Here is a 24,975-nt window from a genome sequence, read left to right on the forward strand (position 1 = left end):
CCCCGTTGATGCAAATCAAGATGGTACCTGCGGTGCGCCCCTAGACTCGGCTCACTAGCCAATCCCGGGGACCGCCCGCATGCTCGACGCCATTCGTTGGGACACAGATCTGATTCACCGCTACGACTTGGCGGGGCCGCGCTACACGTCCTACCCCACCGCCGTACAATTCGACAGCCAGGTCGGCACCTTCGACCTGCTCCACGCCCTGCGCGACAGCCGCAAGGCCGTACGGCCCTTGTCGCTGTATGTGCATGTGCCGTTCTGCGCAAACATTTGCTACTACTGCGCGTGCAACAAGGTCATCACCAAAGACCGTGGCCGAGCCCAGGCCTACCTGCAACGCCTGGAGCAGGAAATCCAGCTGGTGGCCTGCCACCTGGACCCGAAACAGCCCGTGGAGCAACTGCATTTCGGCGGCGGCACGCCGACTTTTCTCAGCCACGACGAACTGCGCCAGGTGATGACCCGCCTGCGCCAGCACTTCAACTTGCTCGATGATGATTCCGGCGACTACGGCATCGAGATCGACCCGCGTGAAGCCGACTGGGCGACCATGGGGCTGCTGCGTGAACTGGGCTTTAACCGCGTGAGCATCGGCCTGCAAGACCTTGACCCCGAGGTGCAGCGTGCGGTCAACCGCCTGCAAAGCCTGGAAGAAACCCGTGCGGTGATCGATGCGGCGCGCACCCTGCAATTTCGCTCGATCAATATTGATTTGATCTACGGCCTGCCCAAGCAGACGCCGCTGAATTTTGCGCGCACCGTCGAAGAGGTGATCAACCTGCAACCGGATCGCCTGTCGGTCTTCAACTACGCGCACCTGCCCGAGCGCTTTATGCCGCAGCGGCGCATTAATGCCGACGATTTGCCCTCGCCGGAAGAAAAACTGCTGATGCTGCAAACCACCATCGAGCAGTTGACCCGTGCCGGCTACCGCTACATCGGCATGGACCACTTTGCCCTGCCGGATGACGAACTGGCCGTGGCCCAGGAAGAAGGCACGCTGCAGCGTAACTTCCAGGGCTACACCACCCACGGGCATTGCGATTTGATTGGGCTGGGCGTGTCGGCGATCAGCCAGATCGGCGACCTGTATTGCCAGAACAGCAGTGACCTCAATCACTACCAGAACGCACTGGCCGGCGCGCAACTGGCCACCAGCCGTGGCCTGGTCTGCACCACGGATGATCGTTTGCGCCGGGAAGTAATTCAGCAGTTGATCTGCAATTTCAGCCTGGCATTCGAGCGGATCGAACAGGCCTATAACATCGATTTTCGCGGCTATTTCGACGAACTCTGGCCACAGCTGGAGACAATGGCCGCCGACGGCCTGATCGAACTGGATGCCCACGGCATTCGCGTTTTACCGGCCGGGCGCTTGCTGGTGCGCTCGGTGTGCATGGTGTTCGATGCCTACCTGGAGCACCAGAACAGGCAGCGATTCTCGCGGGTGATCTAAGGGCAGCTACTTCATTGCCAGGGCAGCGGTCTTAGCTGCGTCGCTCGCGCTCATGTCTTTCATCGCCTTAGTCAAAGACGCCTGCATGCCAACCAAGCTGGCTTGTAAGGCGCTCAACGCACTTTGCAGACCGGAGAGGCGGGCTCGCATCTGATCAGGGCTGAGGTTTTTATCTGCCATCAGCGCAGCCATCTCAGCCTGCTTCTCGGCAATCTGCTTTTTGATCTCACGAATCATCTTCAGCAGATTCTTGACGTTATCCGCCAGGCCGCTGTCGTCGATATCGCTGTTGGAGGTTTTCTCATCCGCCGCAGCTTTCATCGCCGCGCCGGAAATTGTAACCGCCACACCTTCGACCGCCGCGGAATCGGCCTGCGGTGTCGAAGCGCTGTTGGTGTTGTCTGCCACCGCGTCCTTTTGGGGTTGTGGCGCAGCAGGAATACGAATACTTGAAGGATTGACACCCATGATGGAAGACATGGCTCTGGTCCACGGTTATTGAGTTGTGATCTTGTATCGACCCCGATACAAAAAGCTTTATATCTTTGCTGCTTTTTTGTACACGCTGGCCTCACAGTCCCCCGGTGCGTTACCCTTACGTCTTATGTGTGTTTTCCCACAAGGATTTAAGAAATGTCCGAGCCAGTTAAACTGCGCGCTCACAGCCAGGCTCACTGCAAGGATTGCAGCCTGGCCCCCCTCTGCCTGCCACTTTCGTTGAATTTGGAAGACATGGAAGCGCTGGACGAAATCGTTAAACGCGGCCGACCGCTGAAAAAAGGCGAGTTTCTGTTTCGCCAGGGCGACAAGTTCGATTCCGTTTATGCAGTACGTTCAGGCGCGTTGAAGACCTTCAGCCTTAGCGACGGCGGCGAAGAGCAGATCACCGGCTTCCACCTGCCCAGCGAACTGGTCGGGCTGTCTGGCATGGACACCGAGATTCACCCGGTGTCGGCCCAGGCCCTGGAGACGACCTCGGTGTGCGAAATCCCCTTCGAACGCCTGGATGAATTGGCCCTGCAGCTGCCGCAACTGCGCCGCCAATTGATGCGCGTGATGAGCCGCGAAATCCGCGACGACCAACAGATGATGTTGCTGCTGTCGAAAAAAACCGCCGACGAGCGCATCGCCACGTTTTTGGTCAACCTGTCGGCACGCTTCCGTGCCCGTGGGTTCTCGGCCAACCAGTTCCGCCTGAGCATGTCGCGCAACGAAATCGGCAATTACCTGGGCCTGGCGGTGGAAACCGTGTCCCGCGTGTTTACCCGTTTCCAGCAAAACGAACTGATTGCCGCCGAAGGCAAGGAAGTGCATATCCTCGACCCGATCCAGCTCTGCGCGCTGGCCGGGGGCTCGCTGGAAGTCTGAAGCGCACGCTTGCGGCCGCGCCAATCGGCAAGGCCGCAGGTATACTTCGAGTCCGTTTTCCGCTCCCAGGACTCTTCGACGATGACCTTCGATTCGTTCGACATCAAATCCCTGATCCGCCCCGTCATCGACTTCCCCAAGCCTGGGGTGATCTTTCGTGACATTACCCCGCTGTTCCAATCGCCCCGCGCCCTGCGCCTGGTGGCCGACAGCTTTGCCCAGCGTTATGTCGAGGCCGACTTTACCCACATCGGCGCGATGGATGCCCGTGGCTTCCTGATCGGTTCGATCATCGCCTACCAATTGAACAAACCGCTGATCCTGTTCCGCAAACAGGGCAAGCTGCCGGCTGATGTGCTGGCCGAGGGTTACCAGACCGAATACGGCGAGGCCTTCCTCGAAGTGCACGCCGACAGTCTGTGTGACGGCGACTCGGTGCTGATGTTCGATGACCTGATCGCCACTGGCGGCACCTTGATTGCCGCGGCAAACCTGGTGCGACGTATGGGCGCGAAGATCTTCGAAGCGGCGGCGATCATTGATCTGCCGGAGCTGGGTGGTTCGCAACGCCTGCAGGATATGGGCATTCCGACGTTTTGCCTGACGCAGTTTGGGTTGACCGACGTTTAAAAGTTGCCTGGGCCGGCGCTATCGCAGGCAAGCCAGCTCCCACATTTTGATTTGCATTCCAAGTGTGGGAGCGGGCTTGCTCGCGAAGAGGCCCTCAAGGACACCCCGCATCACAACCCCATCTGCTTGCTGATGATCTCGTTCATCACCTCACGCGTGCCCCCGCCGATAGACAGAATGCGGTTATCCCGATACAGCCGTTCCACCAGGCTGCCACGCATATAGCCCTGCCCACCCAGTATCTGCACCGCGTCATAGGTCACCCGATCAGCCGTATCAGTGGCCAGGTTCTTGGCCATGGAAATCTCCTTGATCACACTCTTGCCGGCCGCCATCTTCGCCGCCTGGCGGTAGGTGAACTCGCGGGAGACTTCCACTGCGGTGGCCATTTCCGCCAGCCGATGCTTGAGCACCTGGAATTTGCCGATGGGTTTGCCGAAGGCTTCGCGCTGGCTCGCCCACTTGAGGCTTTCTTCCAGGGCGAGCTGCGCAGTCATGTTCGCCATCAGCGCCAGCGCCAGGCGCTCGCTCTGGAAATTGCCCATGATGCAGGCAAAGCCCATGTTCTCGACGCCGATCAAGTTGCCTGCGGGCACGCGGCAATCGTCGAAGAACAACTCAGCCGTGTCCGACGCCCACCAGCCCATTTTCTTCAACGGTTGGCCGACGGTGAAACCTGGCGTCTGTTTTTCAATCAGCAACAGGCTGATACCGCCAAAGCCCGGCCCGCCGGTGCGTACGGCTACCGTATAGAAGTCGGCGCGGATGCCGCTGGTGATAAAGGTTTTGCTGCCGCTGACGCGATAAAAGTCGCCATCGCGAAGGGCGCGGGTTTGCAGGTTGGCTACATCGGAGCCGCCACCGGGCTCGGTGACGGCCAGGGCGATGATCTTCTCACCGGTCAGCACTTGAGGCGCAACGCGCTCACGCACCTCGGGGCGCGCCCATTTGACTACCGGCGGCAAGCCGATATCCAGCGAACCCAGGCCCGCGACCACGCCACCCGAACCGCAACGCATCAACTCTTCGCTGGCGGCGACCTTGGCGAACAGGTCGCCTTCATGGCTGCCGCCCAGGCTTTCGGGATAGCCGATGCCCAGGATCCCCGCCGCGCCCGCCTTGAGGTACAGCTCACGGGGAAAGCTCTCGCCCTCCTCCCATTGCTCGATGCCCGGCAACATCTCGCGCTCGACGAAACGGCGCACGCTGTCACGGACCAATTGGTGGCTGGGGTCGAAGTAGTCCTGATAGGCAGACATCGGCAAGCTCCACGGTGAGGTGGAGAGAACTTACCAAGCGCTTGCTTGGTTATCAAGATATCCCTGACAACACAAAACCACTGTGGGAGCTGGCTTGCCTGCGATAGCGGAGTGTCAGGCGACATCAATGCCACTGATCCACCGTTATCGCAGGCAAGCCAGCTCCCACATTTTAGAGCGTGATCGGCTTGCGACCGGCAAAAGAGTGCGCCAACGTGCCGCCATCCACCAATTCCAGCTCGCCACCCAACGGCACGCCATGGGCGATACGCGAGGTGATCAAGCCTTTGTTGGTCAGCAATTGGGCGATGTAATGCGCCGTCGCCTCGCCTTCCACCGTCGGGTTGGTTGCCAGGATCACCTCGGTAAACGTGCCCTGCTCTTCAATGCGCGTCACCAGTTGCGGAATGCCAATGGCTTCCGGCCCCAGGCCGTCCAGCGGCGAAAGATGCCCCTTGAGCACAAAGTAGCGCCCGCGATAGCCGGTCTGCTCGACGGCGTACACGTCCATCGGCCCTTCAACGACGCACAGTAAAGTGTCGTCGCGACGTGGGTCGGCGCATTGCGGGCACAGGTCTTCTTCGGTCAGGGTGCGGCACTGGCGGCAGTGGCCCACGCCGGTCATGGCCTGGCTCAAGGCCTGGGCCAACCGCGTGCCGCCGCTGCGATCACGCTCCAGCAGTTGCAGCGCCATACGCTGGGCGGTTTTCTGGCCCACACCCGGCAAAGTGCGCAGGGCGTCGATCAGTTGGCGAATCAGGGGGCTGAAGCTCATGGGCGAAGGGTCCGACAAAACAACGAGACGCGGTTTATACCCGCGCCTCGGATTAGCGTCAAATGCTCAATCCTGTGCGACGCGCACCACCAACTTGCCGAAGTTGCGCCCCTCGAGCAAACCGATAAAGGCTTCGGGTGCCTGTTCCAGGCCATCGACCACGTCTTCGCGGAACTTGATCTTGCCGTCGCGCACCCACGGCGCCATGGCGCTGAGGAATTCGGGCTGGCGATCGCCATAATCGTCGAACACGATAAAACCCTGGATGCGCACGCGCTTGGTCAACAAGGTACGTTGCAGTGCCGGCAGCCGATCAGGACCGCTGGGGGCTTCATGGGCGTTGTAACCGGCGATCAGGCCGCACAGCGGAATGCGTGCCTTGGGGTTGAGCAGCGGCAGCACGGCGTCGAAGACTTTGCCGCCGACGTTTTCAAAGTAGATATCCACGCCTTTGAAACAGGCCAACGCCAGCTCATGGGCAAAATCGGCGCTCTTGTGGTCGATACAGGCGTCAAAGCCCAGCTCATCGACCACGTAGCGGCACTTGTCCGCGCCGCCGGCAATACCCACCACGCGCAAACCCTTGAGCTTGGCCACCTGCCCGACCACCGAACCCACCGCGCCGGAGGCAGCCGCCACCACCAGGGTTTCGCCGGCCTTGGGCTGGCCGATATCCATCAGGCCCATGTACGCGGTCATGCCAGGCATACCCAATACACCCAGCGCCATCGAGGGGCTGGCCAGGCCTTTGGGCAGCGGGATCAGGTTGTTTCCGTCTGAGATGCTATGGCTCTGCCAGCCGGTGGAACCCACCACAAGATCACCCGCCGCGAATTTCGGGTTACGCGATTGCTCGATACGGCTGACAGCACCACCGGTCATCACTTCGTCGATTTCCACCGGAGCTGCGTAGGACGGCGCGTCACTCATGCGCCCACGCATGTAGGGATCGAGGGACAGGTACAGGGTTTTGAGCAGCACCTGGCCATCTGCCAATTCCGGCAGGTTCACGCGTTCCAGGCGAAAGTTTTCAGGTGTCGGCGCGCCTTGCGGGCGCGAGACCAGGACAATGCGCTGGTTAAGAATGGGTTCTTGAGGCATGAGGGGCTCCTTTAACGAATCTTTCGGTATAGGGTGCAGACCCTGCTTGCCATGCCAGGGTTCGATCGGATTAGCACAAACAAAAATGCCAGGCGCGATGCCTGGCATTTGAGTCTAGCTAACGCTGCACGATCAAAACGGCAGTTTCATGCCCGGCGGCAGTTGCATGCCAGCGGTCACGCCACCCATTTTTTCCTGGCTGTTGGCTTCGATCTTGCGCACGGCGTCGTTGACGGCCGCGGCGAACAGCGCTTCGAGCATTTCCAGGTCATCTTCGCCGACGCCAGGCAATACGCTTGGGTCGATGCTCACGCGCTTGATGTCGTGACGACCGGTCATCACCACGCTGACCATATCGCCACCGGCTTTACCGGTGACTTCGGCGTTGGCCAGTTCTTCCTGCATCTTGGCCATCTTTTCCTGCATCTGCTGCGCCTGCTTCATCAGGCCGGCCATGCCACCTTTCATCATGGGAATCACCTCAAAGTACGTGGATCAATCAATTAGTAGCCCGGTTTTATCACGCTTGGGGCACCGGGGCTTCGACAGGTTCAATAGTATCGTGACGCACCACCGCACCGAACTGTTGCATCAACTGTTGGATGAGCGGATCGCCATGGATCGAGTCTTCGGCCTCACGCTGACGGTTGATGCGCTTACGGGTCGCCGCCTGGGCCGGGGTTTCCTGCTCAGGCTTGATCAGTTCGATGGCGATGGTCAACGTGCGTTCATGGTACTGGTTGAGCGCATCGTTGAGTCGGCGTTGCTGAGTGGCGTTGAACAAGGCGCTGTGGGCCGGGTCCAGGTGCAACAGCCAGTGGTCGCCCTCGATGGAGATCAAGGTGCAGTTGGCGGCGATGCTGCCGGTCATGCCGGAGATCGGCAATTTCGGAAACAACTCCAACCATTGCAACGCCAGGCCAGTGGCCGGGGCCGCAGCGGGTTCCGCTTCGGGCTCGGGGGCCGGTTCGGCGGTGTGCTCGCTGGCCAGGTCGTCCAGGTAGCTGTAGGCCGAATCCATGTCCGGCTCGATGTAATCTTCGTCCAGCGGCGGCTCGTCATCGAGGTCGATACCCGGCGTAGCGGCGTCCACCTGCGCAACGGTCGGCTCGGGGACCGGCGCCGACACCCATTCCGGCGCGTCCGGCACCGCACTGTCCGGAGTCGGCGTGGGCATCGGCGTCAGCTCGGGCTGCTCGCCGGTGGTTTCCAGCACGGGCTCCACGGCGGGCACTTGCTCGACTTCAGGTTCAGGCTCAGGTTCAGCTTCTGCGTCGACCGGATCGTTCCAAGGCAGGTCAACCACCGGCGCGGGAGCAGGTTCAGGCTCAACCACGGGCGCAGGTTCGACCACCGGCGCGGCAACCGCAGGCTCGGGTGCTGGCGCAGGTGCAGGCGGCGCAGGTTCAGGTGCAGCAACTACTGGCGCGACTACCGCCGCGCCAGCCACTGGTTTGGCGGAATCAACTGTGGCCTGGCTGATCCCCACTGGCTTTAGCGGCTGTCTCGGTGCGTCCGCCGAGTCGGCGGGCCGGAAGGCCAGCATCCGCAGCAAGACCATTTCAAAGCCGCCACGCGGGTCTGGCGCCAAGGGCAAATCCCGGCGGCCGATCAGGCCCATCTGGTAGTAGAACTGCACATCTTCGGCTGGCAACGCCTGGGCCAGCGCCAATACGCGGTCGCGGTCGCCATGGCCGTTGTCGACACCTTCAGGCAACGCCTGGGCGATGGCCACGCGGTGCAGCACATTGAGGATTTCCGAGAGCACGCCGTTCCAGTCCGGGCCTTGCTCCGACAAGTGGCGCACGGCTTCGAGCAACGCCTTGGCGTCACCTTCGATCAGCGCGTGCAACACGTCGAACACCTGGCCGTGGTCCAGCGTGCCGAGCATGGCGCGCACATCCGCGGCCATGACCTTGCCTTCACCGAAGGCGATGGCCTGGTCGGTGAGGCTCATGGCGTCACGCATCGAACCATCGGCGGCGCGGCCGAGCAGCCACAACGCATCGTCTTCGAACGGCACGTTCTCGACGCCGAGCACATGGGTCAAATGCTCGACCACGCGCTCGGGCGTCATGTTTTTCAGGGAGAACTGCAGGCACCGCGACAAAATCGTTGCAGGAAGTTTCTGCGGGTCGGTGGTGGCCAGGATGAACTTAACGTAGGGCGGCGGCTCTTCCAGGGTTTTCAACAGGGCGTTGAAGGAATGGCTGGAGAGCATGTGCACTTCGTCGATCAGGTAGACCTTGAAGCGCCCACGGCTCGGCGCGTACTGCACGTTGTCGAGCAGCTCGCGGGTGTCTTCGACCTTGGTGCGGCTCGCGGCATCGATCTCGATCAGGTCGACAAAACGCCCTTCGTCGATCTCGCGGCATACCGAACAGGTGCCACAAGGCGTCGACGTGATGCCGGTTTCACAGTTCAGGCACTTGGCAATAATGCGCGCGATAGTGGTCTTGCCGACCCCGCGAGTACCGGTGAACAGGTAGGCGTGGTGCAGCCGTTGGCTGTCCAAGGCATTGATCAGAGCCTTGAGCACATGGGTCTGGCCGACCATTTCGCGGAACGAGCGCGGGCGCCATTTACGTGCAAGAACCTGATAACTCATCGAAAACCGTCGCAACTGGGAAGCGGAAGCCGGTAATGCTAGCGGAGCAAGGGGGAAATTGCATCCGGCACGCTCGTCTAATCTGACTAAGCTTGCCTGACTGGCCCCACAAAGGCCTGAACCCGGAGAGTGTATGCGTGTAGTCCTGGGCGCTTTATGGATGATTTCCGTTGCTTGCCTGGCGGCGCCCGCACCGTTGCGTTTTTCGGTTTCCGACAGCTGGGCAATGCCCATGGCACAGATAGAGGGTGACCAGCCCACACAGGGCATTTTGTATGACTTGATGTTGAGCCTGGCCACCCAGGTCGGGCGGCCAGCCGAGTTCCACGTGCTGGCCCGGGCGCGACTCGCCGGTGCCATGGCACGCGCAGAGGTCGATGTGCGCTGCTATGTCGCCCAGGATTGGCTCGGCGAATTGTCCGGCGACTACAGCTGGAGCGTACCCTTGATGGTGCAGCGCAATGTGTTGGCCAGTGTCCACGCACCGCCCGTTCAGGTGGCCAGGTTGGCACCGCAGGCCATTGGCACGGTGCTCAACTACCGCTATGTCGTCCTCGAACCGCTGTTTGCCAGTGGCCAATTGACCCGCGACGATTCGCGCAGCGAGGAGTTGGTGCTGCACAAGCTGGTGGCCGCGCGTTTCGAATACGCCGTGATCAACGAATGGACCCTGGACCGTTTCAACCTGAAAGTGCCCCCAAGCCTGCGGCTGCACAACGTCGCGGTGATCGACGAACAAAACCTGGGCTGCATCGTGCGCAATGACCCGAGCGTGCCGGTGCAACGGATCTTGCGCACGCTGCTGCGGATGAAAATGTCGGGCGAGATCGATGACCTGATCAAACTGTACACCGGGGAGAATGCGCGACCGCTGCGCACTCCTGACAAGAACGCTCCTGACAAGAACTGACAGGGCCGTCCCCTAGACTGGGCTCACTTAACCGCCCGTAATCAAGGAGCCTGCATGCACACCGTCGCCCATTACTTCCTGCTCTACGTCGACAGCCCGGCCACCAGCGCCAACTTCTATAGCCGCCTGCTGGGCAAGCCGCCGGTGGAACTGAACCCGACGTTCGCCCTGTTCATTCTCGACAACGGCGTCAAGCTGGGGCTGTGGTCGCGTCACACCGTAGAGCCTGCGGCTCAGTTTACCGGCGGAGGCGGTGAGGTAGGTTTTTCGCTGGGGGACCCAGCCGCCGTAGACGCCCTTTACGCTCAATGGGTAGAGCGCGGCGCGACCATCATTCAGTCACCGACCCACCTTGACTTCGGCTACACCTTCGTCGCCGAGGACCTCGACGGCCACCGGCTGCGCGCGTTCAGCCTGAGCGATTGAGCGCCAGCGCCCTTCAAGGCTGATGGCGGCGACACTGGCCAGCACGATCACCGCGCCCAATATCACTTGCAGGGCAATGTGCTCGCCCAGCAGCGTCGCCGCCATCAGCATGGCCACCGGCGGAATCAGGTACATCGCCACCGAGGCGCGGCTGACGTCCACGTGCTTGAGCACATAGCCCCAAGCCAGGTAGGCCAGGGCGCTGGGGAAAATCCCCAATACCAGCACCGACAGATTCTCCGGCATTGGCGCCTGGGCCACCGCAGCCGGCAAGCCCGGCAGGTTCACGCACAGCATCAAGGTGCCCGCCCACACCATGTAACACGCCATGGTCAGCGGGCTGTAGCGATGGGCGTAGTGTTTCTGGATGACGAAATACACGCTCCACGACACGGCTGCCAGCAAGATCAGCAAGCCGCGCGGGTCGATATCACCGACGCCATGATCACCCCAGATCACCACCAGCACACCCAGCAAGCCGAGCAAGACGCAGCCCCAACGCCAGAGGCTGACCCGTTCCTTCAAACAGAAAAACGCGATCACCACACTGAACAGCGGCACCGACTGCGCCAGTACACTCGATGCCGCCGCCGTCACCCACTGTTGCCCGTAGTTGAGGCTGGTGTGGTGCAGGAACACGCCGAAAAAACCCAACACCAGCAACCACGGCAGATCCCGCACACGCGGGCAGCCGATGCCTACCGCCAAGGCGATGCCGCCCATGAACACCGAGGCGATCAGAAACCTCAGCAACGCCAACTGGCCAGGGCTGTAGCTGTGCAGCCCCATGTGCACGCCAATCGGCGAATAGGCCCAACAGAGAATCACGCCAGCGATGACTAGCGTAAGCTTTACGGGTGACGGGGCATTCATCGACGGCATCCAGATACTGAGAAGGAATACCGTCAGTCTTGAGCCGCGCAAGGCGCAGGACAATTAAGCGTTTCTGACTTCTGAAATCATTGGAACTGAGCAATGGAACTGGCCCAACTGAAAATGGTGCGCGCCGTGGCACAAACCGGCAGCGTGGCCCAGGCCGCGCTGCAACTGCACTGCGTGCCGTCCAACATCACCACGCGCATCAAGCAGCTGGAAAGCGAGTTGGGCACGCCGCTGTTTATTCGCGCAGGCCGTGGGCTGGCCATCAGTGCCGCCGGGGAAATCTTCCTCGATTACTGCGAGCGCATCCTGGCCCTGGTGGATGAGTCCAAACGCGCAGTGGATGCCAACGCCATCCCGCGCGGCACGCTGCGCATCGGTGCGGTGGAATCCAGCGCCAGCGGCCGCCTGCCGCCGCTGCTGGCCGAATACCACCGGCGCTACCCGGACGTCAGCCTGGAACTGGTCACCGGCGCCTGGGCGCAACTGCTCGACGACCTGCAACACCATCGCCTCGATGTGGCGCTGGTGGCCTCGGGCGGCAAGCGCGCCAAGCTCGAACACAGTGTGGTCTACAGCGAACGCCTGGTGCTGATCGCCAGCGCCTCCAGCGCGCCGATCAACAGTGCCGAAGACTTGGCAGGCCGCACCTTGCTGGTGTGGCCGCCCGGTTGTCCGTATCGCGCGGCGCTGGAGAACTGGATCAAACCGCACGCCTTCAAACCAAGCATCGCCAGCTATGCCAGTTGGGGCACCATCATTGGTTGCGTCAGTGCAGGGATTGGCGTGGCGTTGGCGCCGGAAGGCATCCTGGCCCGCTACGAGCAGGCCAATCAACTGGCCTCCTACCGGTTCGAGGAGTTGCAGGCCGTGGACAACCTGCTGTTCTGGCACACGGACACCCAGCGCCACCTGGCGCGGGATGCGTTTGCCGGGCTGCTGCGGGAGACGTTTGGCTAGTTGGCTTGCGGCGCCGCCAAGCGTGCGTACTGGTCCTGGCTGATCCAACCGGTGTAGGTATGGTCTTTGGCATTGGTGAACTCGACCTTGGCCCAGCCGTCCTTGAACGCCAGCACGCCGACCACATCGTCCTTGACGATATACGCGCGTTTGGCCGCTTCAGCGCCTGGTTTTTTCAGCAGGTAAGCCTTGTCGGCCGTCACGGTCACCAGGCCGATCCATTGCTTGCTGGCCGTTTGGGCCAGGTCCAGGCCGGTGGCGATTTCCGGCATCAGCACGCTGATGCAACCGGGATGCTCGCGCCCCTGCTCCACCGTCAAGGTCACGCCGTCGGAGGACGCTGCGACGCTGCCGGGGTAGGCCTTGTCTAGCCAGGTGGTGAGCGCTTCAGGCTGGCCTTGCAGGTAAAACGTGCAGCTGCGGGTCACACCCTCGCCCAGTTCTTCTGCGTAGTAGCCTTCGACCTGATGCTCAGGGGTGACCGCCAGCATCAATCCCTCGTATTTGCCAGAATGCAGCTCAGCGGCACCTGCCAACGCGGGCACCAAGGCGCACAACGACAACACACTCATCGCTAGAAAACGGCTCATCTTATTTCTTCCCTTCCAATGCTTCGTAGGCCTTTTTGATACGGCTGTCGTAGTCGCCGTAATCCTTGCCGTTATAGTTACGCGCCATGGCCACGTAGTCTTTATCTTTCATGGCCTTGATCAGGGCCGGGCTCTGGCTGCAAAAACCGATAAACGCTTTTAATTGGTTACCGGCATTGATCTTCAGGGCGGCAGCAAACTCAAACACCGTCTTGTAACCGCAGGAGGTGTAGTTGAACCCCATTATTTGAAACATGCCCCAGGACGCCGACATCAATGCCGCCTCCTGGTCCAGCGCAAACGCTGTGGCCATGGTCTCCCAGGCTTTGGTCTGGTCCTTGTTATTGACCTGCCACTGCGGCCCGGCCTTTCTCACGTAGATATAAGACAGCAGCGGGTGCGCCTGATCGTAGATGTGCTTGGTGTACTTGCGAAACAAGTGGCCTTCAAAGGCAATCACCGGCAACTTGGCCAGCCCGAACCCGGAACGCCCGCCGGATTCGACCGTGGCGAAAGCCTTGATGATATTCACCGAAATGCCGCTGCCCAACTGGGTGGCAGCGCTTTGAAAGTCGGTATCGGTCAGCGTCATGCCACCATCGCACGTGGCCTGGAGCATCAACTGGCGGTTACGCCGCTCGGCCTCGATGGTCGCGCGCATGCGCTCCAGGTACACATTGACCGTGGCCTGTACCGCATCGCCGCCGTTATTGCCAAACGCGTTGAGAAAGCTCGGAATGCGCATCGTCGGAAACGCCTTCACCGGCACTTTGACCGCCTCTTCTATCAGGCTATTGAAGGTTCGACCGGTCGGGTCGATCACGCCATCAGGATGCGCATACTTGAGGTGCCGGAACTGATACTGGCTGATGCACTGCACCAATTGCCCATCGCACTTACCGTTTTCGGCCAGCGCAAAACCCATCTTGGGAATGATCAGATTAAATAGATACTGGATGCACTGAACATCGGCGGGCAAGTTGCGCGCTTTACCCGGCGCGCCCACTGAAGCACTGATAAGACGGGGCAACCCTTGCAGGCTTTTCATCATGGACATCCTTGTTAGTTCAAGAAGTGATAGCACTTCAATATCAGCACCGCACACCTGTCATAACTTGAAACAAGTGGCTGGCGGAAACTAACAAGATGATTTTGGGTTGTCCAGTGGGCCACCTCAACGATGTGAGACAGCCAGCAGGTGCGGCTATTTTTTCCGTTCCAGCGCCTCGAAGGCTTTTTGGATACGCCTGTCGTAGTCGCCATAGCTTGAGCCATTGTAATTGCGCGCCATGCCGGCAAAGTCCTTGCTTTTCATCGCTCTGAGCAAGGCTGGATTCTTGCGGCAAAAGCCGCAGAACGCCATCAATTGCTGGCCGGCGTTAAGCTTCAGTGCAGCCACAAACTCGAACACGTTCTTGTAACCACAGGCAGCAAAATTAAAGCCCATGACCTGGAACATACCGTAGGACGCCGACATCAGCGCTGCTGCCTGGTCCAACGTATAAGCATCGACCAGAGTCCGCCACGCAATCGCCTGGGTTTTATTGTTGGCTTTCCATTGCGGGCCAGCATTGACCAAAAAGGGGTAGGACAAAAAGGGGTAGGTCCTGTCGTACTTATGTTGAGTGTACTTGCGAAAGATATGGCCCTCGAAGGCGATAACCGGCATGTTGGCCGGCCCGAACCCGGATCGCCCACCAGACTCAACGGCGGCGAACGCCTTGATCAGGTTCACCGAAATACCGTTGCCCAGCGCTGCAGCCGCGCTCTGAAAATCAGCCTCGGTCAGGGCGATTTGACCGTCACAGGTGGGCCTGGTGACTAACGACTGGTCGGGAAGAACAACGGCATTGGCTTTGCCTGCATCGTCGACCAGGCTATTGAACGTCCGACCGCCCGGGTCAATCACCCCATCAGGTTTGCTGACCTTGAGACGATTCGCCTGATAGTCGCTGATGCGCCGCAACAACAGCGGGCCGCACTTTCCGTCCTCCACAAGGCGCGAAGCGGATTCTGGCGTGATCAGATTAAACAGATGCTGGATAAAGCGAACATCAGCAAGCACATTCTGCGCCTTGCCTGGGGCGCCGACTGAAGCACTGAGCGTTCTGGGTAAAACGGGAAGGCTGGGCATGGCAATCATCCTTGTTGATCAAAGGAGTGCCATCACTTCTTTACTACTCCAGCACAGGGTCGCTTACAAGAATGACGCTAGCAGGCCGCTGAAAGTTTTCCAGCACAACGCCGTCATCGCTGCGCAAAAAATGGCAGATGGGCGATTAAAACAATGTTTGATTTGAAACAGGAAGGGTAGAAACAAAGGAGAGCGTTATGGAGGCAACCCCACCAGCCACACCCCGGCACACAATGTTCCCGCTGTGGCTGCTGCCTTCCGGCTCTGACCAGGTTCACGGGTAATCGTTGCGGGGGGACCGATGGGGTCACCATAACGACGCTGGCCTCTCGGCAAGCCGCGCCATTGTACCGATCTCATCGGAACTTACAACCGTTGTTCCGGATTAAAAATATGAAGGGGCTCAAGCACTTGTCCACAACCTCGATAACCTGCCAGAACCTTGTGGGAGCCGGGCTTGCCCGCGATTACGGTGTATCAGTTGGGGCATTCACTGGATGATGCACCGCAATCGCAGGCAAGCCAGCTCCCACATAGGGGTGGATTACTGTGCTTGTACGACTTCGTCGGCCCTGCCGCCCTCCTCCTGAATCACCAAGTGAATGAAGTGCAGCTTGGCGATCACCGCCGGCGGCAACACAAAGGGGTAGAAATCCGGCTGGCCCATGCTGCGCGACAGTTCGTTGAGCATGCCGGCCAGTTCGATCCAGGCGTTGACGAACGACAGGAAGGCCGGGCCGCCAGGGTGTTCGGGGTCGTAGAGCGTGGTCAACGGGAAGGGCTGGTAATCCAGGTCCATCTCGCGGGCACTCATGCCAAAGCCCAGTGCGGTGTCGACGGCGTCCATCATGTGCAGGTAGTGAGCCCAGGTTTCGGCCCAGTCTTCCCAGGGGTGCATGGTCGCGTAGGCGCTGACACAGGTTTGCTGCCAGTCGGCGCGCGGGCCGTTCTGGTAGTGCTGCTCGAGTGCCTCGGCGTAACTGGCGCGTTCGTCGCCGAACAGGCTACGAAACGATTCAAGCCAATGGCTGTTGGCAATCAGCCGATCCCAATAGTAATGGCCGACCTCATGGCGAAAGTGGCCGAGCAACGTGCGATACGGCTCGCGCATTTGCACACGGACTTTCTCGCGATGGGCGTCGTCCGCTTCCTTGATATCGAGGGTGATCAGGCCGTTGGCGTGGCCGGTGGTGGGTGCGTTGCCTTCAAGGTCAATGCCGACGAAATCGAAGGCCAGGCCGCTGTTTTCGTCAACACTTTTGGGCACCACTTGCAGGCCCAGGCTGATCAGTTGCGCCACCAACCGGCGCTTGGCGGTTTCGACTTTGCGCCAGCGTTCGGGGTTTTCCGGCACCGATAAGTCGGGAATAGTGCGGTTCAGGCTGCACGCCACGCACAGCGTTGCGGTGCTGTGGGCAGGAATCAGCCAGTTGCAGGCGGCCGGGGTGTCGAGGTTGGCGCAGCGGCGGAAGGTGCCGGCGTCAAGGTTATCGTCCTGTAGCCATGTGCCATCGACCGGGCCGGGCTGTAGCGACGACAGCCGGCTTTGCTGGGGCTGATAGCCCAACAGCGCAGAACAGACCAGGCACTGGCTGTTGCGAAAGAACAGCGACTGGCCGCACCGGCACTGCCACACCTTGCTGCTGCGCGAGGATCCGGCCATGAACGGTGCGGCGATGCGCGTGCTGAGTTGCTCGAAGTAGCGGAACATGGCGATCTCTCCCTGGGTGACCAAGACTAGATCATTTACCGTGAAAGATCGTTCCCACGCTCTGCGTGGGAATGCCTGCGGTGACGCTCTGCGTCACGAGGTTCAAGAGCCGACGCAGAGCGTCCAGGGCTGCATTCCCACGCGGAGCGTGGGAACGATCGTCAGACGCTGATGTTGTGTCTGGCCAGGAAGGCGACGAAGGCCTCTTCGTCCAGCACCTTGAGGCCCAGCTCGGTGGCCTTGGCCAGCTTGGAACCCGCGCCCGGCCCGGCAACCACGCAGTGAGTCTTGGCCGAGACGGAACCTGCCACCTTGGCGCCCAGGCTTTCGAGCTTGTCCTTGGCCACATCACGGCTCATCAGCTCAAGAGAGCCGGTCAGCACCCAGGTATGCCCCGCTTCCGGCAAGCCTTCGACGACCTTCTTCTCGCTCTGCCAGTGCATACCGAAGTCCTTGAGCTGCTGCTCGATGGCCAGGGCATGGTGGGCATTGTCCGGGATATCAAAAAACTCGCGCACCGCCTTGGCCTGCTTCTCGGGCAACGCCTGGCGCATATCCAGCCAGTCGGCCTTGATCACGCCTTCGAGGCTTACGAACTTGTCGGCCAGTTTTTGCGCGGCGCCAGGCCCTACGCTGGGCACGTGCAGCTTGTCGAGCAGGCCGCCGAGGGTGGTGCTGGCGGCAAACTCGGCGCTCAGGTCGCCCTGATCCTGCAATTGCAGGCCGCATTCATCCGGCGACAGCAGCGCGCCAATCACCTCCTGGTTATGGCTGTCTTCAAAGAAGCTGTGAATCTCGTGGGCGACTTCAAGGCCCACGTCCGGCAAGTACGTCAGCACTTCCGGCAAGGCCTGCTGCACGCGCTCCAGGGACGCCAGCGAGCGCGCGAGCACCTTGGCCGTCTCTTCGCCCACGTCCGGAATGCCCAAGGCGTAGATAAACCGCGCCAGGGTCGGCGTCTTGCTGTTTTCGATGGCGGCAATCAGCTTCTTGCTGGAAATATCGGCAAAGCCTTCCAGGTCGATGATCTGCTCGTATTTGAGCTTGTAGAGGTCAGCCGGCGAGCCGATAAGCTTTTCATCCACCAGTTGCTCGATGGTCTTGTCGCCCAGGCCGTCAATGTCCATGGCGCGGCGCGACACAAAATGGATGATCGCCTGCTTGAGCTGCGCGCCACAGGCCAGGCGCCCGACGCAGCGGTAAACCGCGCCTTCGCTGACGGTTTCCTTGCCCTTGCTGCGCTTGACCAGTTGCGTGCGCTCCACATGGGAGCCGCACACCGGGCAGCTTTGCGGAATGTGCACGGCGCGGGCGTTTTCCGGGCGGCGTTCGGTGACCACCGAGACGACTTGCGGGATCACATCACCGGCACGGCGAATGATCACAGTGTCGCCGATCATCAAGCCCAGGCGCGCCACTTCATCCATATTGTGCAAGGTTGCGTTGGACACCGTCACACCCGCGACCTTGACCGGCTTCAAGCGCGCCACCGGCGTTACAGCACCGGTGCGGCCGACCTGGAATTCCACATCGAGCAGCTCGGTCAGCTCTTCCATCGCCGGGAATTTATGCGCGATGGCCCAGCGTGGTTCGCGGGCGCGGAAGCCCAGCTCACGTTGCGAAGCAATGCTGTTGACCTTGAACACCACGCCGTCAATCTCGTACGGCAGGCTGTTACGCCGCTCGCCGATATCGCGGTAGTACGCCAGGCAATCCTGAATGCCCTTGGCCAGCTTCAGCTCATGGCTGATGGGCATGCCCCACTTCTGCAGTTGCTGCAGGTTACCGATATGGGTGTCGCTGATGTCGGTAGTCACGCCGTAGCAGCAAAACTCCAGCGGGCGGCTGGCGGTGATCTTCGAGTCCAGCTGGCGCAAGCTGCCTGCGGCGGCATTACGCGGGTTGGCGAAGGTCTTGCCGCCCACTTCCAGTTGCGAGGCATTAAGGCGCTCGAAGCCAGCCTTGGACATGAACACTTCGCCGCGCACTTCCAGGGTCGCCGGCCAGGCGCTGCCGTGCAGTTTCAACGGGATATTGCGCACCGTGCGCACGTTGACGCTGATGTCTTCACCGGTGGTGCCATCGCCGCGCGTGGCACCGCGCACCAGCTCGCCGTCCTGATACAACAGGCTGACCGCCAGGCCATCGAGCTTGGGCTCGCAGCTGTATTCCACCGCTGCGCCGCCGCCAAACAGATCGCCCACCGGCAGGTCGAGACCTTCGGTAACCCGGCGATCAAATTCGAGCATGGTGGTTTCATCAAAGGCGTTGCCCAGGCTGAGCATCGGAATCTCGTGCTTGACCTGGGTGAACGCCGACAGCGCCGCACTGCCAACCCGCTGCGTCGGCGAATCACGCGTCACCAAATCCGGGTGCTCGGCTTCCAGAGCCTTTAGCTCATGGAATAACCGGTCGTACTCGGCGTCCGGAATGCTCGGCTCGTCGAGGACGTGGTAGCGGTAATTGTGCTGATCCAGTTCAGCGCGCAGTTCGAGAATGCGGGTGTGGGCGGCGGTCATGGGTGTTCTCTCATAAAGCAAAAGAGCAGCCGAAGCTGCTCAATATGTTAGTGCACGGATTCTACAGGCAACGCTTAAGATCGAACCTCAGCGTTTCTGTGTCAGGGCGCGACGCTCGAACTCGACGATGCGCTGACGGTAATGCTCGATGGTCTGGGCAGTGAGCACGCTGCGTTGGTCGTCCTTGAGCTCGCCGTTGAGCTCTTGGGACAGTTTGCGCGCAGCAGCCACCATCACGTCGAACGCTTGTTTCGGGTGACGCGGGCCTGGCAAACCGAGGAAGAAGCTCACCGCCGGGGTGCTGAACAAGTCGATATCGTCCAGATCGAAAGTGCCCGGCTTGACCGCGTTGGCCATGGAGAACAGCACTTCGCCGTTACCGGCCATGCTTTCGTGGCGGTGGAAAATATCCATCTCGCCAAAACGCAGGCCGCTTTCGAGGATATTCTGCAAGAGTGCCGGGCCTTTGAAGCCGGCGGCGTCGCGGCAGATCACGCTGATCACCAAGACTTCTTCGGCAGCCGGCTGGTCGTTGACCGATTGGCGCGGCGCACTGGATGCCTTGCCGATATTTTCATCCGGGAAATCGTCGTCGCGGCTGCTGAAGCTCGGGCCTTCATCGACGTCGAGGTTCAGGTCGCCCTGATGCGGCTCGGCGACGGCGGCACTGGCGCGCTTGCCACGCTTGGACGACGGTTCGCGGGCTTCACGCACCGGCGCACTCATCGACGGCAAGTCATGCTCGTCCAGTTGTGGTTCTTTATGGTTATCCAGCACACGAGGCGGCCCCAGCAGCTCGGCGCTGCCGTCGTCGTCGGGCAAGTTGGACAGGTTACGGTCCAAACGGAATTTGAGCTTGCCCTTGCCACCGCGCATGCGGCGCCAGCCATCAAAAAGAATACCGGCAATGACAATAATGCCGATGACGATCAGCCACTCGCGCAGACCGATTTCCATGTAATCCCGTGCCTCTAATAAAAAATGCTGAAAAATAAGGGGTTTAGCAACGTCCAAACCGCTTTAAAACGTGGCGCCAACTCTATGTTCTGACTGACGTTTTGCCCACGCATACGAGGAATTGACAATAAACTAGCACGACCTTCGATAACTTTACACAGTTGGCGCGAAATGTATCGGTTTGCCATCTTTCGGCGACATGGGAGATCTCTTACGCAAGCCGCCAACTGTGAGCTACACACAGCAAGCTATAGCCTCACACACTTGCAGCTTGCAACTCGCCGCTAGGCGTCCACCATCGCCATCGCTTCTTCGACATCCACCGCCACCAACCGCGAACAACCCGGCTCATGCATCGTCACGCCCATCAACTGGTCGGCCATTTCCATGGCGATCTTGTTGTGGGTGATATAGATGAACTGCACGGTCTGGGACATCTCTTTAACCAACCGAGCGTAGCGTCCAACGTTAGCGTCATCCAGCGGCGCGTCAACTTCGTCGAGCATGCAAAACGGCGCCGGGTTCAACTTGAAGATCGCAAATACCAGGGCCAATGCCGTGAGTGCCTTTTCGCCACCGGACAACAAATGGATGGTGCTGTTCTTCTTGCCCGGGGGCCGCGCCATAATCGTCACCCCTGTATCGAGTAGATCTTCGCCCGTCAGTTCCAAGTAGGCGCTGCCGCCACCGAAAACTTTCGGGAATAACGCCTGTAAACCGCCATTAATCTGATCAAAGGTATCTTTGAAGCGATTACGGGTTTCCTTGTCGATCTTGCGGATCACGTTCTCCAGAGTGTCCAGCGCTTCGACCAGGTCGGCGTCTTGAGCATCCAGATAACGTTTACGCTCGGACTGTTGCTGGTATTCGTCGATGGCCGCCAAGTTGATCGCGCCCAGGCGCTGGATACGCGCGGCGATGCGCTCAAGTTCTTCTTCAGCGTCTTTTTCATTGGCCTGGGCGGTCAATGTATTGAGCACGCCGTGCAAGTCATAGCCGTCTTCAAGCAACTGGTCTTGCAGGGTTTTGCGGCGCACGGTCAGGGCTTGCCATTCCATGCGTTGCTGTTCGAGTTGGCCGCGAATCAGCTGGGATTGCTGCTCGGCCTGGGTCCGGCGTTTCTCGGCGTCGCGCAGTTCGCGGTCGGCGTCTTCCAGGGCGATTTGCGCGGTCTTGAGTTCTTCATCAACGGTCATGCGCTTGTCGAGCAACTCTTCGAGCTTAAGGCGCAACTCTTCCAGCGGCGCCTCGCCCTCCTCCAGGTTGAGGCTCAGTTGCTCGCGCTTTTCGGTGAGGCGTTCGGACTGCATCTCCAAACGCTCAAGCGCCTGGCGCGTGGAGGTGTGCTGGGCCTGTAACGAGCCCAGGCGCACGGCCAATTGGTGGGCGTGATCCTTGTGCTGACGGGCTTCCTGGCGCACGCGATCGAGGCGCTCACGCAGGCTGTCGCGCTGGGCCAGCAGCAGTTCGCGCTGCTCGGTATCCAGCGCCATGCTGTCGAGGGCTTCCTGCAAGTGCAGGCGCGCTTCGCCGATCTGCTCGTGTTCGAGGGCGCGCTGCTCGCCCATCTCGGCCACTTCTTCGTCAAGGCGGGTGCGGCGCAGGGTCAGTTGCTCGGCCTTGGCCTTGCTCGCCGACAGTTGGGCTTTCAATTCGCCTTGCTGGCGCGCTTCGTCCTGCAAGAGGCGGCGCAGGTGTTCGCGGCCAGTCTCTTGTTGGCGCTGAGTGGCACGCAGGGTTTGCAGTTCGGTTTCCAGGCTTTCGAGGGTGGCCTCGCGTTCTTCGCGTTCGGCGCTCAGGTTGACGATTTCCTGGCCACGGGCCAATACGCCGCTCTCGGCCTCACTGGCGCGACGCACGCGCAGGAAGTGCCGGCCAACCCAGTAACCGTCTCGGCTGATCAGGCTTTCACCGGCGCCCAATTGGCCACGCTGGGACAAGGCTTGCTCCAATGATTCAACCGGTTTGACCTGGCCCAGCCACGGCGCCAGATCGATCGCGGCCTCAACCTTGTCGAGCAAACTGCCCGGCACTCGCGTGCCATCGACTGCGGGGCTGAGCAAACGCAAATCGCCCTGGGCAAAACCGGCCAGGTCGAAACCGCCAAAATCATCCACCAATACGGCTTGCAGGTCGGCGCCCAACACGGTCTCGACCGCCAATTCCCAACCCGCTTCAACTTTCAAGCCTTCGGCCAGGCGCGGACGCTCGGCCAGGTGCTGGTCACGCAGCCATTCGGCGGTGCCGGTGCCTGGGTCCAGCGCGGCCTGCTGCAAGGCTTCAAGCGACGCCAAGCGCCCGTTCAGCCGCTGCAAATCGCCCTGGGCCTGCTGCTGGGCCTGGGTCGCCTGTTGCAGTTGCTGACGCAATTGCTCCAGGCGCTCCACTTGCTGTTCTTCGCTGGCCTCGAGTTCTTCCAGGGTCATTTCGCTTTCGGCCAGCTGTTCGCTCAACGCCATGATCGCCGCGTCTTCCGGGTCGGCGGCGAGCAACGCGCGCTCCTCCTGCATACGGCGCTGGCGCTCGGCCAGGCGCTCCATGCTGGTTTCCAGTTGCTGGATGCGCGATTGCTGCACCTCAGCCTGGCGGCGCGGCTCGGCGGATTGCAGGTTGAAAGCGTCCCACTGTTCCTGCCAGCCGTGCATGGTGGTTTCGGCTTCTTCCAGGGCGGCCGCGGCCTCTTCGGCGGCGGCGCTGGTGATTTCCTGCTCGGGCGTGAGCATGTCCAGCTCTTCGCCCAACGTCAGCAGCAGGGTGCGGTCGTGGCCCAGGTGCGACTCGGTTTCCAGCCGCGCGCGTTCGGCTTCTTTCAAATCGTCCTGCAACTGGCGCAGGCGCTGCTGGCCGTGCTGGATGCTCTGTTCGACCCGAGCAATATCGCCGCCTACCGAGTAGAACCGCCCCTGCACCAGATTGAAGCGCTCGGACAGGTCATGGTGACCGTCACGCAAGCGCTCGATGCTCGCGTCGGCATTACGCTGCTCGGCCACCAGCGCTTCGAAGCTGATTTCCTGGGTGCCAATGATCGCTTCGCGCTGGCCGACCTGATCATTCAGCGCCTGCCAGCGCAGGGCCGAGAGCTGCGCCTTGAGCTGGCGCTCCTCGCCCTTGTATTCCTGGTACTTCTCGGCCGCCTGGGCCTGGCGGTGCAGGCGTTCGAGTTGACGCTCCAGCTCTTCGCGCAGGTCGGTGAGGCGGGCAAGGTTTTCGTGGGTGCGGCGGATACGGTTTTCGGTCTCGCGGCGGCGCTCCTTGTACTTGGAGATGCCGGCCGCTTCTTCGATAAAGTTGCGCAGGTCTTCGGGCTTGGCTTCGATCAGCTTGGAGATCATGCCCTGCTCGATGATCGAATAGCTGCGCGGGCCTAAGCCGGTGCCAAGGAAAATATCGGTGATATCGCGTCGACGGCATTTGGTGCCGTTGAGGAAGTAACTGTTCTGGCTGTCGCGCGTCACTTTGCGTCGAATCGAGATTTCCGCGTAGGCCGCGTATTCGCCGATCAAGGTGCCATCGGAGTTATCGAACACCAGTTCGATGCTGGCCTGGCTCACCGGCTTGCGGCTGGTGGAGCCATTGAAGATGACGTCGGTCATCGACTCGCCACGCAGGTTTTTTGCCGAGCTCTCGCCCATCACCCAACGTACGGCGTCGATGATGTTCGACTTGCCGCAGCCATTGGGCCCGACCACCGCCGCCATGTTACTGGGGAAGTTCACCGTGGTCGGGTCGACGAAGGATTTGAACCCCGCCAGTTTGATGCACTTGAGCCGCACGTTTAGGCGCCCGCCAACGCAGCGATGACCAACGAGCTGCTGCGCTCGCAGTAGGCCGACAGTACCTGGCGGATCTGCGGCAGATCACGGGCGAGCACCGCCGCGAGCAGCTGCTCGAACAGTGCCAGGTACTCACTCATCTCCGCCTTGCGCTGGTCCAGGGCCAGGTAATAGGCACGGTTCATCGCCGGCTGCAGGTTTTCGACGGTTTCCTGCAAGTACGGGTTGTTGGCGAAGGGGTACGCGGCGCGCATCACACTGAAGCTTTCTTCGACGAAGGCACGCACGTCCTCACGTTCGAAACTGGTCATCAGGCGTTGCTGGATCTGCAGGAACGGCGCCATGTCAGCCTGGACCTTCCAGCCCTCAGCCACCGAATTGCCGAGCAGGATGTACAACTCGCCCATCAGCGTGCACAGGCTCTGCACCTTGTGCGCGGTGAGTTCGGTGACGTGGGCGCCACGGCGCGGCAGGATCGCGATCAGGTGGCGGCGCTCGAGGATCAACAAAGCTTCACGCACGGAACCACGGCTGACATTGAGTGCCAGCGTGACTTTCTGTTCCTGGATCCGCTCCCCAGGCTTGAGATCGCCGCGAATGATACGTTCGGCGAGGTGGTGAGCAATTTGCTCGGCGAGACTGTCCGGCGCCTTGAACGTCATGTTTTCCCTTCAAAATCTTCTATCGGTACAAGCGCGGCAGTGTAGCGCATTGGCTGGCTGATGGCGCTACGCCCACAGGCGCGAATTTGGCATGAAATAAGCAGCGATGAAAAGCCAAAAGCCAGCAAAAACACCGGTTCCAGAAGACTGGACCATAATTAAAAGTGTTGCGATCGCAATTTCTTGACCTTCTGGTCAGAAAATCGTTGACCGAAAAGTCAGACATGACTAGATTCGGCGCAAAGCGGTTA

22 protein-coding genes and 1 other RNA gene are annotated in these 24,975 nt (G+C 60.6%); 7 read left to right on the forward strand and 16 right to left on the reverse strand.

Annotated features, from left to right (window positions below):
• The first annotated feature begins 79 nt into the window (after positions 1–79).
• The gene (hemN, locus tag HBO23_RS19570) at positions 80–1,462 is read left to right on the forward strand and encodes an oxygen-independent coproporphyrinogen III oxidase (RefSeq protein ID WP_170039242.1); all 1,383 of its coding nucleotides are present in this window, start codon (positions 80–82) and stop codon (positions 1,460–1,462) included.
• Positions 1,463–1,468: 6 nt separating this feature from the next.
• Here hemN and HBO23_RS19575 read toward each other — a convergent pair whose 3' ends face one another.
• A complete protein-coding gene (locus HBO23_RS19575; RefSeq protein WP_170039244.1) occupies positions 1,469–1,942 on the reverse strand; it encodes a hypothetical protein in 474 nt (157 codons plus the stop codon).
• Positions 1,943–2,095: 153 nt separating this feature from the next.
• Here HBO23_RS19575 and fnr point away from each other — a divergent pair, with 153 nt between their 5' ends.
• On the forward strand, positions 2,096–2,830 hold the full coding sequence (gene fnr / locus HBO23_RS19580) for a fumarate/nitrate reduction transcriptional regulator Fnr (RefSeq protein WP_056861531.1): 735 nt from the start codon (positions 2,096–2,098) through the stop codon (positions 2,828–2,830).
• 81 nt (positions 2,831–2,911) lie between these two features.
• Entirely contained in the window at positions 2,912–3,460 is a 549-nt protein-coding gene (locus HBO23_RS19585; protein ID WP_099548818.1) for an adenine phosphoribosyltransferase, read from the forward strand.
• A gap of 110 nt (positions 3,461–3,570) precedes the next feature.
• On the opposite strand, the gene HBO23_RS19590 is transcribed toward HBO23_RS19585, so the two are convergent.
• From HBO23_RS19590 to dnaX, 5 genes are all read right to left on the reverse strand, one after another.
• On the reverse strand, positions 3,571–4,719 hold the full coding sequence (locus tag HBO23_RS19590; protein ID WP_170039246.1) for an acyl-CoA dehydrogenase family protein: 1,149 nt from the start codon (positions 4,717–4,719) through the stop codon (positions 3,571–3,573).
• 172 nt (positions 4,720–4,891) lie between these two features.
• Positions 4,892–5,494: a recombination mediator RecR gene (gene recR, locus HBO23_RS19595; RefSeq protein ID WP_170039248.1), complete on the reverse strand. Its 603-nt coding sequence runs from the start codon at positions 5,492–5,494 to the stop codon at positions 4,892–4,894.
• 66 nt (positions 5,495–5,560) lie between these two features.
• Positions 5,561–6,595, reverse strand: a complete 1,035-nt coding sequence (locus HBO23_RS19600; protein WP_017134797.1) for an NADP-dependent oxidoreductase — start codon at positions 6,593–6,595, stop codon at positions 5,561–5,563.
• Positions 6,596–6,727: 132 nt separating this feature from the next.
• Positions 6,728–7,066 (reverse strand): YbaB/EbfC family nucleoid-associated protein, encoded by a 339-nt coding sequence (locus HBO23_RS19605; protein ID WP_003175481.1) that lies wholly within the window; start codon positions 7,064–7,066, stop codon positions 6,728–6,730.
• 49 nt (positions 7,067–7,115) lie between these two features.
• Positions 7,116–9,203, reverse strand: a complete 2,088-nt coding sequence (dnaX, locus tag HBO23_RS19610) for a DNA polymerase III subunit gamma/tau (protein ID WP_170039250.1) — start codon at positions 9,201–9,203, stop codon at positions 7,116–7,118.
• Between the two features lie 133 nt (positions 9,204–9,336).
• Here dnaX and HBO23_RS19615 point away from each other — a divergent pair, with 133 nt between their 5' ends.
• Both HBO23_RS19615 and HBO23_RS19620 read left to right on the forward strand, forming a co-directional pair.
• A complete protein-coding gene (locus HBO23_RS19615; protein WP_099548816.1) occupies positions 9,337–10,113 on the forward strand; it encodes an amino acid ABC transporter substrate-binding protein in 777 nt (258 codons plus the stop codon).
• Between the two features lie 54 nt (positions 10,114–10,167).
• A complete protein-coding gene (locus tag HBO23_RS19620) occupies positions 10,168–10,539 on the forward strand; it encodes a VOC family protein (RefSeq protein WP_017134794.1) in 372 nt (123 codons plus the stop codon).
• On the opposite strand, the gene HBO23_RS19625 is transcribed toward HBO23_RS19620, so the two are convergent.
• A complete protein-coding gene (locus HBO23_RS19625; protein ID WP_170039252.1) occupies positions 10,453–11,412 on the reverse strand; it encodes a DMT family transporter in 960 nt (319 codons plus the stop codon). The genes HBO23_RS19620 and HBO23_RS19625 overlap by 87 nt on opposite strands.
• Before the next feature lie 102 nt (positions 11,413–11,514).
• Here HBO23_RS19625 and HBO23_RS19630 point away from each other — a divergent pair, with 102 nt between their 5' ends.
• A complete protein-coding gene (locus HBO23_RS19630; RefSeq protein ID WP_017134792.1) occupies positions 11,515–12,378 on the forward strand; it encodes a LysR substrate-binding domain-containing protein in 864 nt (287 codons plus the stop codon).
• Here the strand turns inward: HBO23_RS19630 and HBO23_RS19635 are convergent.
• From HBO23_RS19635 to HBO23_RS19645, 3 genes are all read right to left on the reverse strand, one after another.
• Positions 12,375–12,968, reverse strand: coding sequence for a hypothetical protein (locus HBO23_RS19635; protein ID WP_017134791.1), 594 nt, complete (start codon positions 12,966–12,968; stop codon positions 12,375–12,377). The two genes, HBO23_RS19630 and HBO23_RS19635, sit on opposite strands and share 4 nt — an antisense overlap.
• Before the next feature lies 1 nt (position 12,969).
• On the reverse strand, positions 12,970–14,016 hold the full coding sequence (locus HBO23_RS19640; protein ID WP_170039254.1) for an N-acetylmuramidase family protein: 1,047 nt from the start codon (positions 14,014–14,016) through the stop codon (positions 12,970–12,972).
• Positions 14,017–14,172: 156 nt separating this feature from the next.
• The gene (locus tag HBO23_RS19645; RefSeq protein WP_170039256.1) at positions 14,173–15,102 is read right to left on the reverse strand and encodes an N-acetylmuramidase family protein; all 930 of its coding nucleotides are present in this window, start codon (positions 15,100–15,102) and stop codon (positions 14,173–14,175) included.
• Between HBO23_RS19645 and HBO23_RS19650 the strand changes: the two genes are divergently transcribed.
• Positions 15,101–15,268 (forward strand): hypothetical protein, encoded by a 168-nt coding sequence (locus HBO23_RS19650; RefSeq protein ID WP_017134788.1) that lies wholly within the window; start codon positions 15,101–15,103, stop codon positions 15,266–15,268. The genes HBO23_RS19645 and HBO23_RS19650 overlap by 2 nt on opposite strands.
• A gap of 41 nt (positions 15,269–15,309) precedes the next feature.
• On the opposite strand, the gene ffs is transcribed toward HBO23_RS19650, so the two are convergent.
• From ffs to HBO23_RS19680, 6 genes are all read right to left on the reverse strand, one after another.
• Positions 15,310–15,406: signal recognition particle sRNA small type (ffs, locus tag HBO23_RS19655), an RNA gene on the reverse strand.
• Between the two features lie 240 nt (positions 15,407–15,646).
• Positions 15,647–16,813 carry a putative zinc-binding metallopeptidase gene (locus tag HBO23_RS19660; RefSeq protein ID WP_017134787.1) on the reverse strand — a complete coding sequence of 389 codons (1,167 nt, stop codon included), beginning with the start codon at positions 16,811–16,813 and terminating at the stop codon, positions 15,647–15,649.
• Positions 16,814–16,974: 161 nt separating this feature from the next.
• On the reverse strand, positions 16,975–19,332 hold the full coding sequence (gene ligA, locus HBO23_RS19665) for an NAD-dependent DNA ligase LigA (protein ID WP_170039258.1): 2,358 nt from the start codon (positions 19,330–19,332) through the stop codon (positions 16,975–16,977).
• 87 nt (positions 19,333–19,419) lie between these two features.
• Positions 19,420–20,289, reverse strand: a complete 870-nt coding sequence (zipA, locus tag HBO23_RS19670; protein ID WP_017134785.1) for a cell division protein ZipA — start codon at positions 20,287–20,289, stop codon at positions 19,420–19,422.
• Positions 20,290–20,573: 284 nt separating this feature from the next.
• Entirely contained in the window at positions 20,574–24,062 is a 3,489-nt protein-coding gene (gene smc, locus HBO23_RS19675) for a chromosome segregation protein SMC (protein ID WP_170039260.1), read from the reverse strand.
• A 2-nt stretch (positions 24,063–24,064) separates the two neighbouring features.
• Positions 24,065–24,724: a GntR family transcriptional regulator gene (locus HBO23_RS19680; RefSeq protein WP_017134783.1), complete on the reverse strand. Its 660-nt coding sequence runs from the start codon at positions 24,722–24,724 to the stop codon at positions 24,065–24,067.
• Positions 24,725–24,975: the final 251 nt, after the last annotated feature.

Source organism: Pseudomonas sp. WS 5532, from assembly GCF_012985445.1.
Taxonomy (GTDB): Bacteria; Pseudomonadota; Gammaproteobacteria; order Pseudomonadales; family Pseudomonadaceae; genus Aquipseudomonas; species Aquipseudomonas edaphica.

Bases quoted from the DNA above. Each gene is read 5' to 3' on its own strand.
- HBO23_RS19615 (WP_099548816.1), top strand. From the start codon at position 9,337: ATGCGTGTAGTCCTGGGCGCTTTATGGATGATTTCCGTTGCTTGCCTG.
- fnr (WP_056861531.1), top strand. From the start codon at position 2,096: ATGTCCGAGCCAGTTAAACTGCGCGCTCACAGCCAGGCTCACTGCAAG.
- hemN (WP_170039242.1), top strand. From the start codon at position 80: ATGCTCGACGCCATTCGTTGGGACACAGATCTGATTCACCGCTACGAC.
- zipA (WP_017134785.1), bottom strand. From the start codon at position 20,289: ATGGAAATCGGTCTGCGCGAGTGGCTGATCGTCATCGGCATTATTGTC.
- HBO23_RS19660 (WP_017134787.1), bottom strand. From the start codon at position 16,813: ATGTTCCGCTACTTCGAGCAACTCAGCACGCGCATCGCCGCACCGTTC.
- dnaX (WP_170039250.1), bottom strand. From the start codon at position 9,203: ATGAGTTATCAGGTTCTTGCACGTAAATGGCGCCCGCGCTCGTTCCGC.
- HBO23_RS19635 (WP_017134791.1), bottom strand. From the start codon at position 12,968: ATGAGCCGTTTTCTAGCGATGAGTGTGTTGTCGTTGTGCGCCTTGGTG.
- ligA (WP_170039258.1), bottom strand. From the start codon at position 19,332: ATGACCGCCGCCCACACCCGCATTCTCGAACTGCGCGCTGAACTGGAT.
- HBO23_RS19640 (WP_170039254.1), bottom strand. From the start codon at position 14,016: ATGAAAAGCCTGCAAGGGTTGCCCCGTCTTATCAGTGCTTCAGTGGGC.
- HBO23_RS19575 (WP_170039244.1), bottom strand. From the start codon at position 1,942: ATGTCTTCCATCATGGGTGTCAATCCTTCAAGTATTCGTATTCCTGCT.
- HBO23_RS19590 (WP_170039246.1), bottom strand. From the start codon at position 4,719: ATGTCTGCCTATCAGGACTACTTCGACCCCAGCCACCAATTGGTCCGT.
- HBO23_RS19600 (WP_017134797.1), bottom strand. From the start codon at position 6,595: ATGCCTCAAGAACCCATTCTTAACCAGCGCATTGTCCTGGTCTCGCGC.
- HBO23_RS19680 (WP_017134783.1), bottom strand. From the start codon at position 24,724: ATGACGTTCAAGGCGCCGGACAGTCTCGCCGAGCAAATTGCTCACCAC.
- HBO23_RS19630 (WP_017134792.1), top strand. From the start codon at position 11,515: ATGGAACTGGCCCAACTGAAAATGGTGCGCGCCGTGGCACAAACCGGC.
- HBO23_RS19620 (WP_017134794.1), top strand. From the start codon at position 10,168: ATGCACACCGTCGCCCATTACTTCCTGCTCTACGTCGACAGCCCGGCC.
- recR (WP_170039248.1), bottom strand. From the start codon at position 5,494: ATGAGCTTCAGCCCCCTGATTCGCCAACTGATCGACGCCCTGCGCACT.
- HBO23_RS19625 (WP_170039252.1), bottom strand. From the start codon at position 11,412: ATGAATGCCCCGTCACCCGTAAAGCTTACGCTAGTCATCGCTGGCGTG.
- HBO23_RS19585 (WP_099548818.1), top strand. From the start codon at position 2,912: ATGACCTTCGATTCGTTCGACATCAAATCCCTGATCCGCCCCGTCATC.
- HBO23_RS19645 (WP_170039256.1), bottom strand. From the start codon at position 15,102: ATGCCCAGCCTTCCCGTTTTACCCAGAACGCTCAGTGCTTCAGTCGGC.
- HBO23_RS19650 (WP_017134788.1), top strand. From the start codon at position 15,101: ATGGCAATCATCCTTGTTGATCAAAGGAGTGCCATCACTTCTTTACTA.
- HBO23_RS19605 (WP_003175481.1), bottom strand. From the start codon at position 7,066: ATGATGAAAGGTGGCATGGCCGGCCTGATGAAGCAGGCGCAGCAGATG.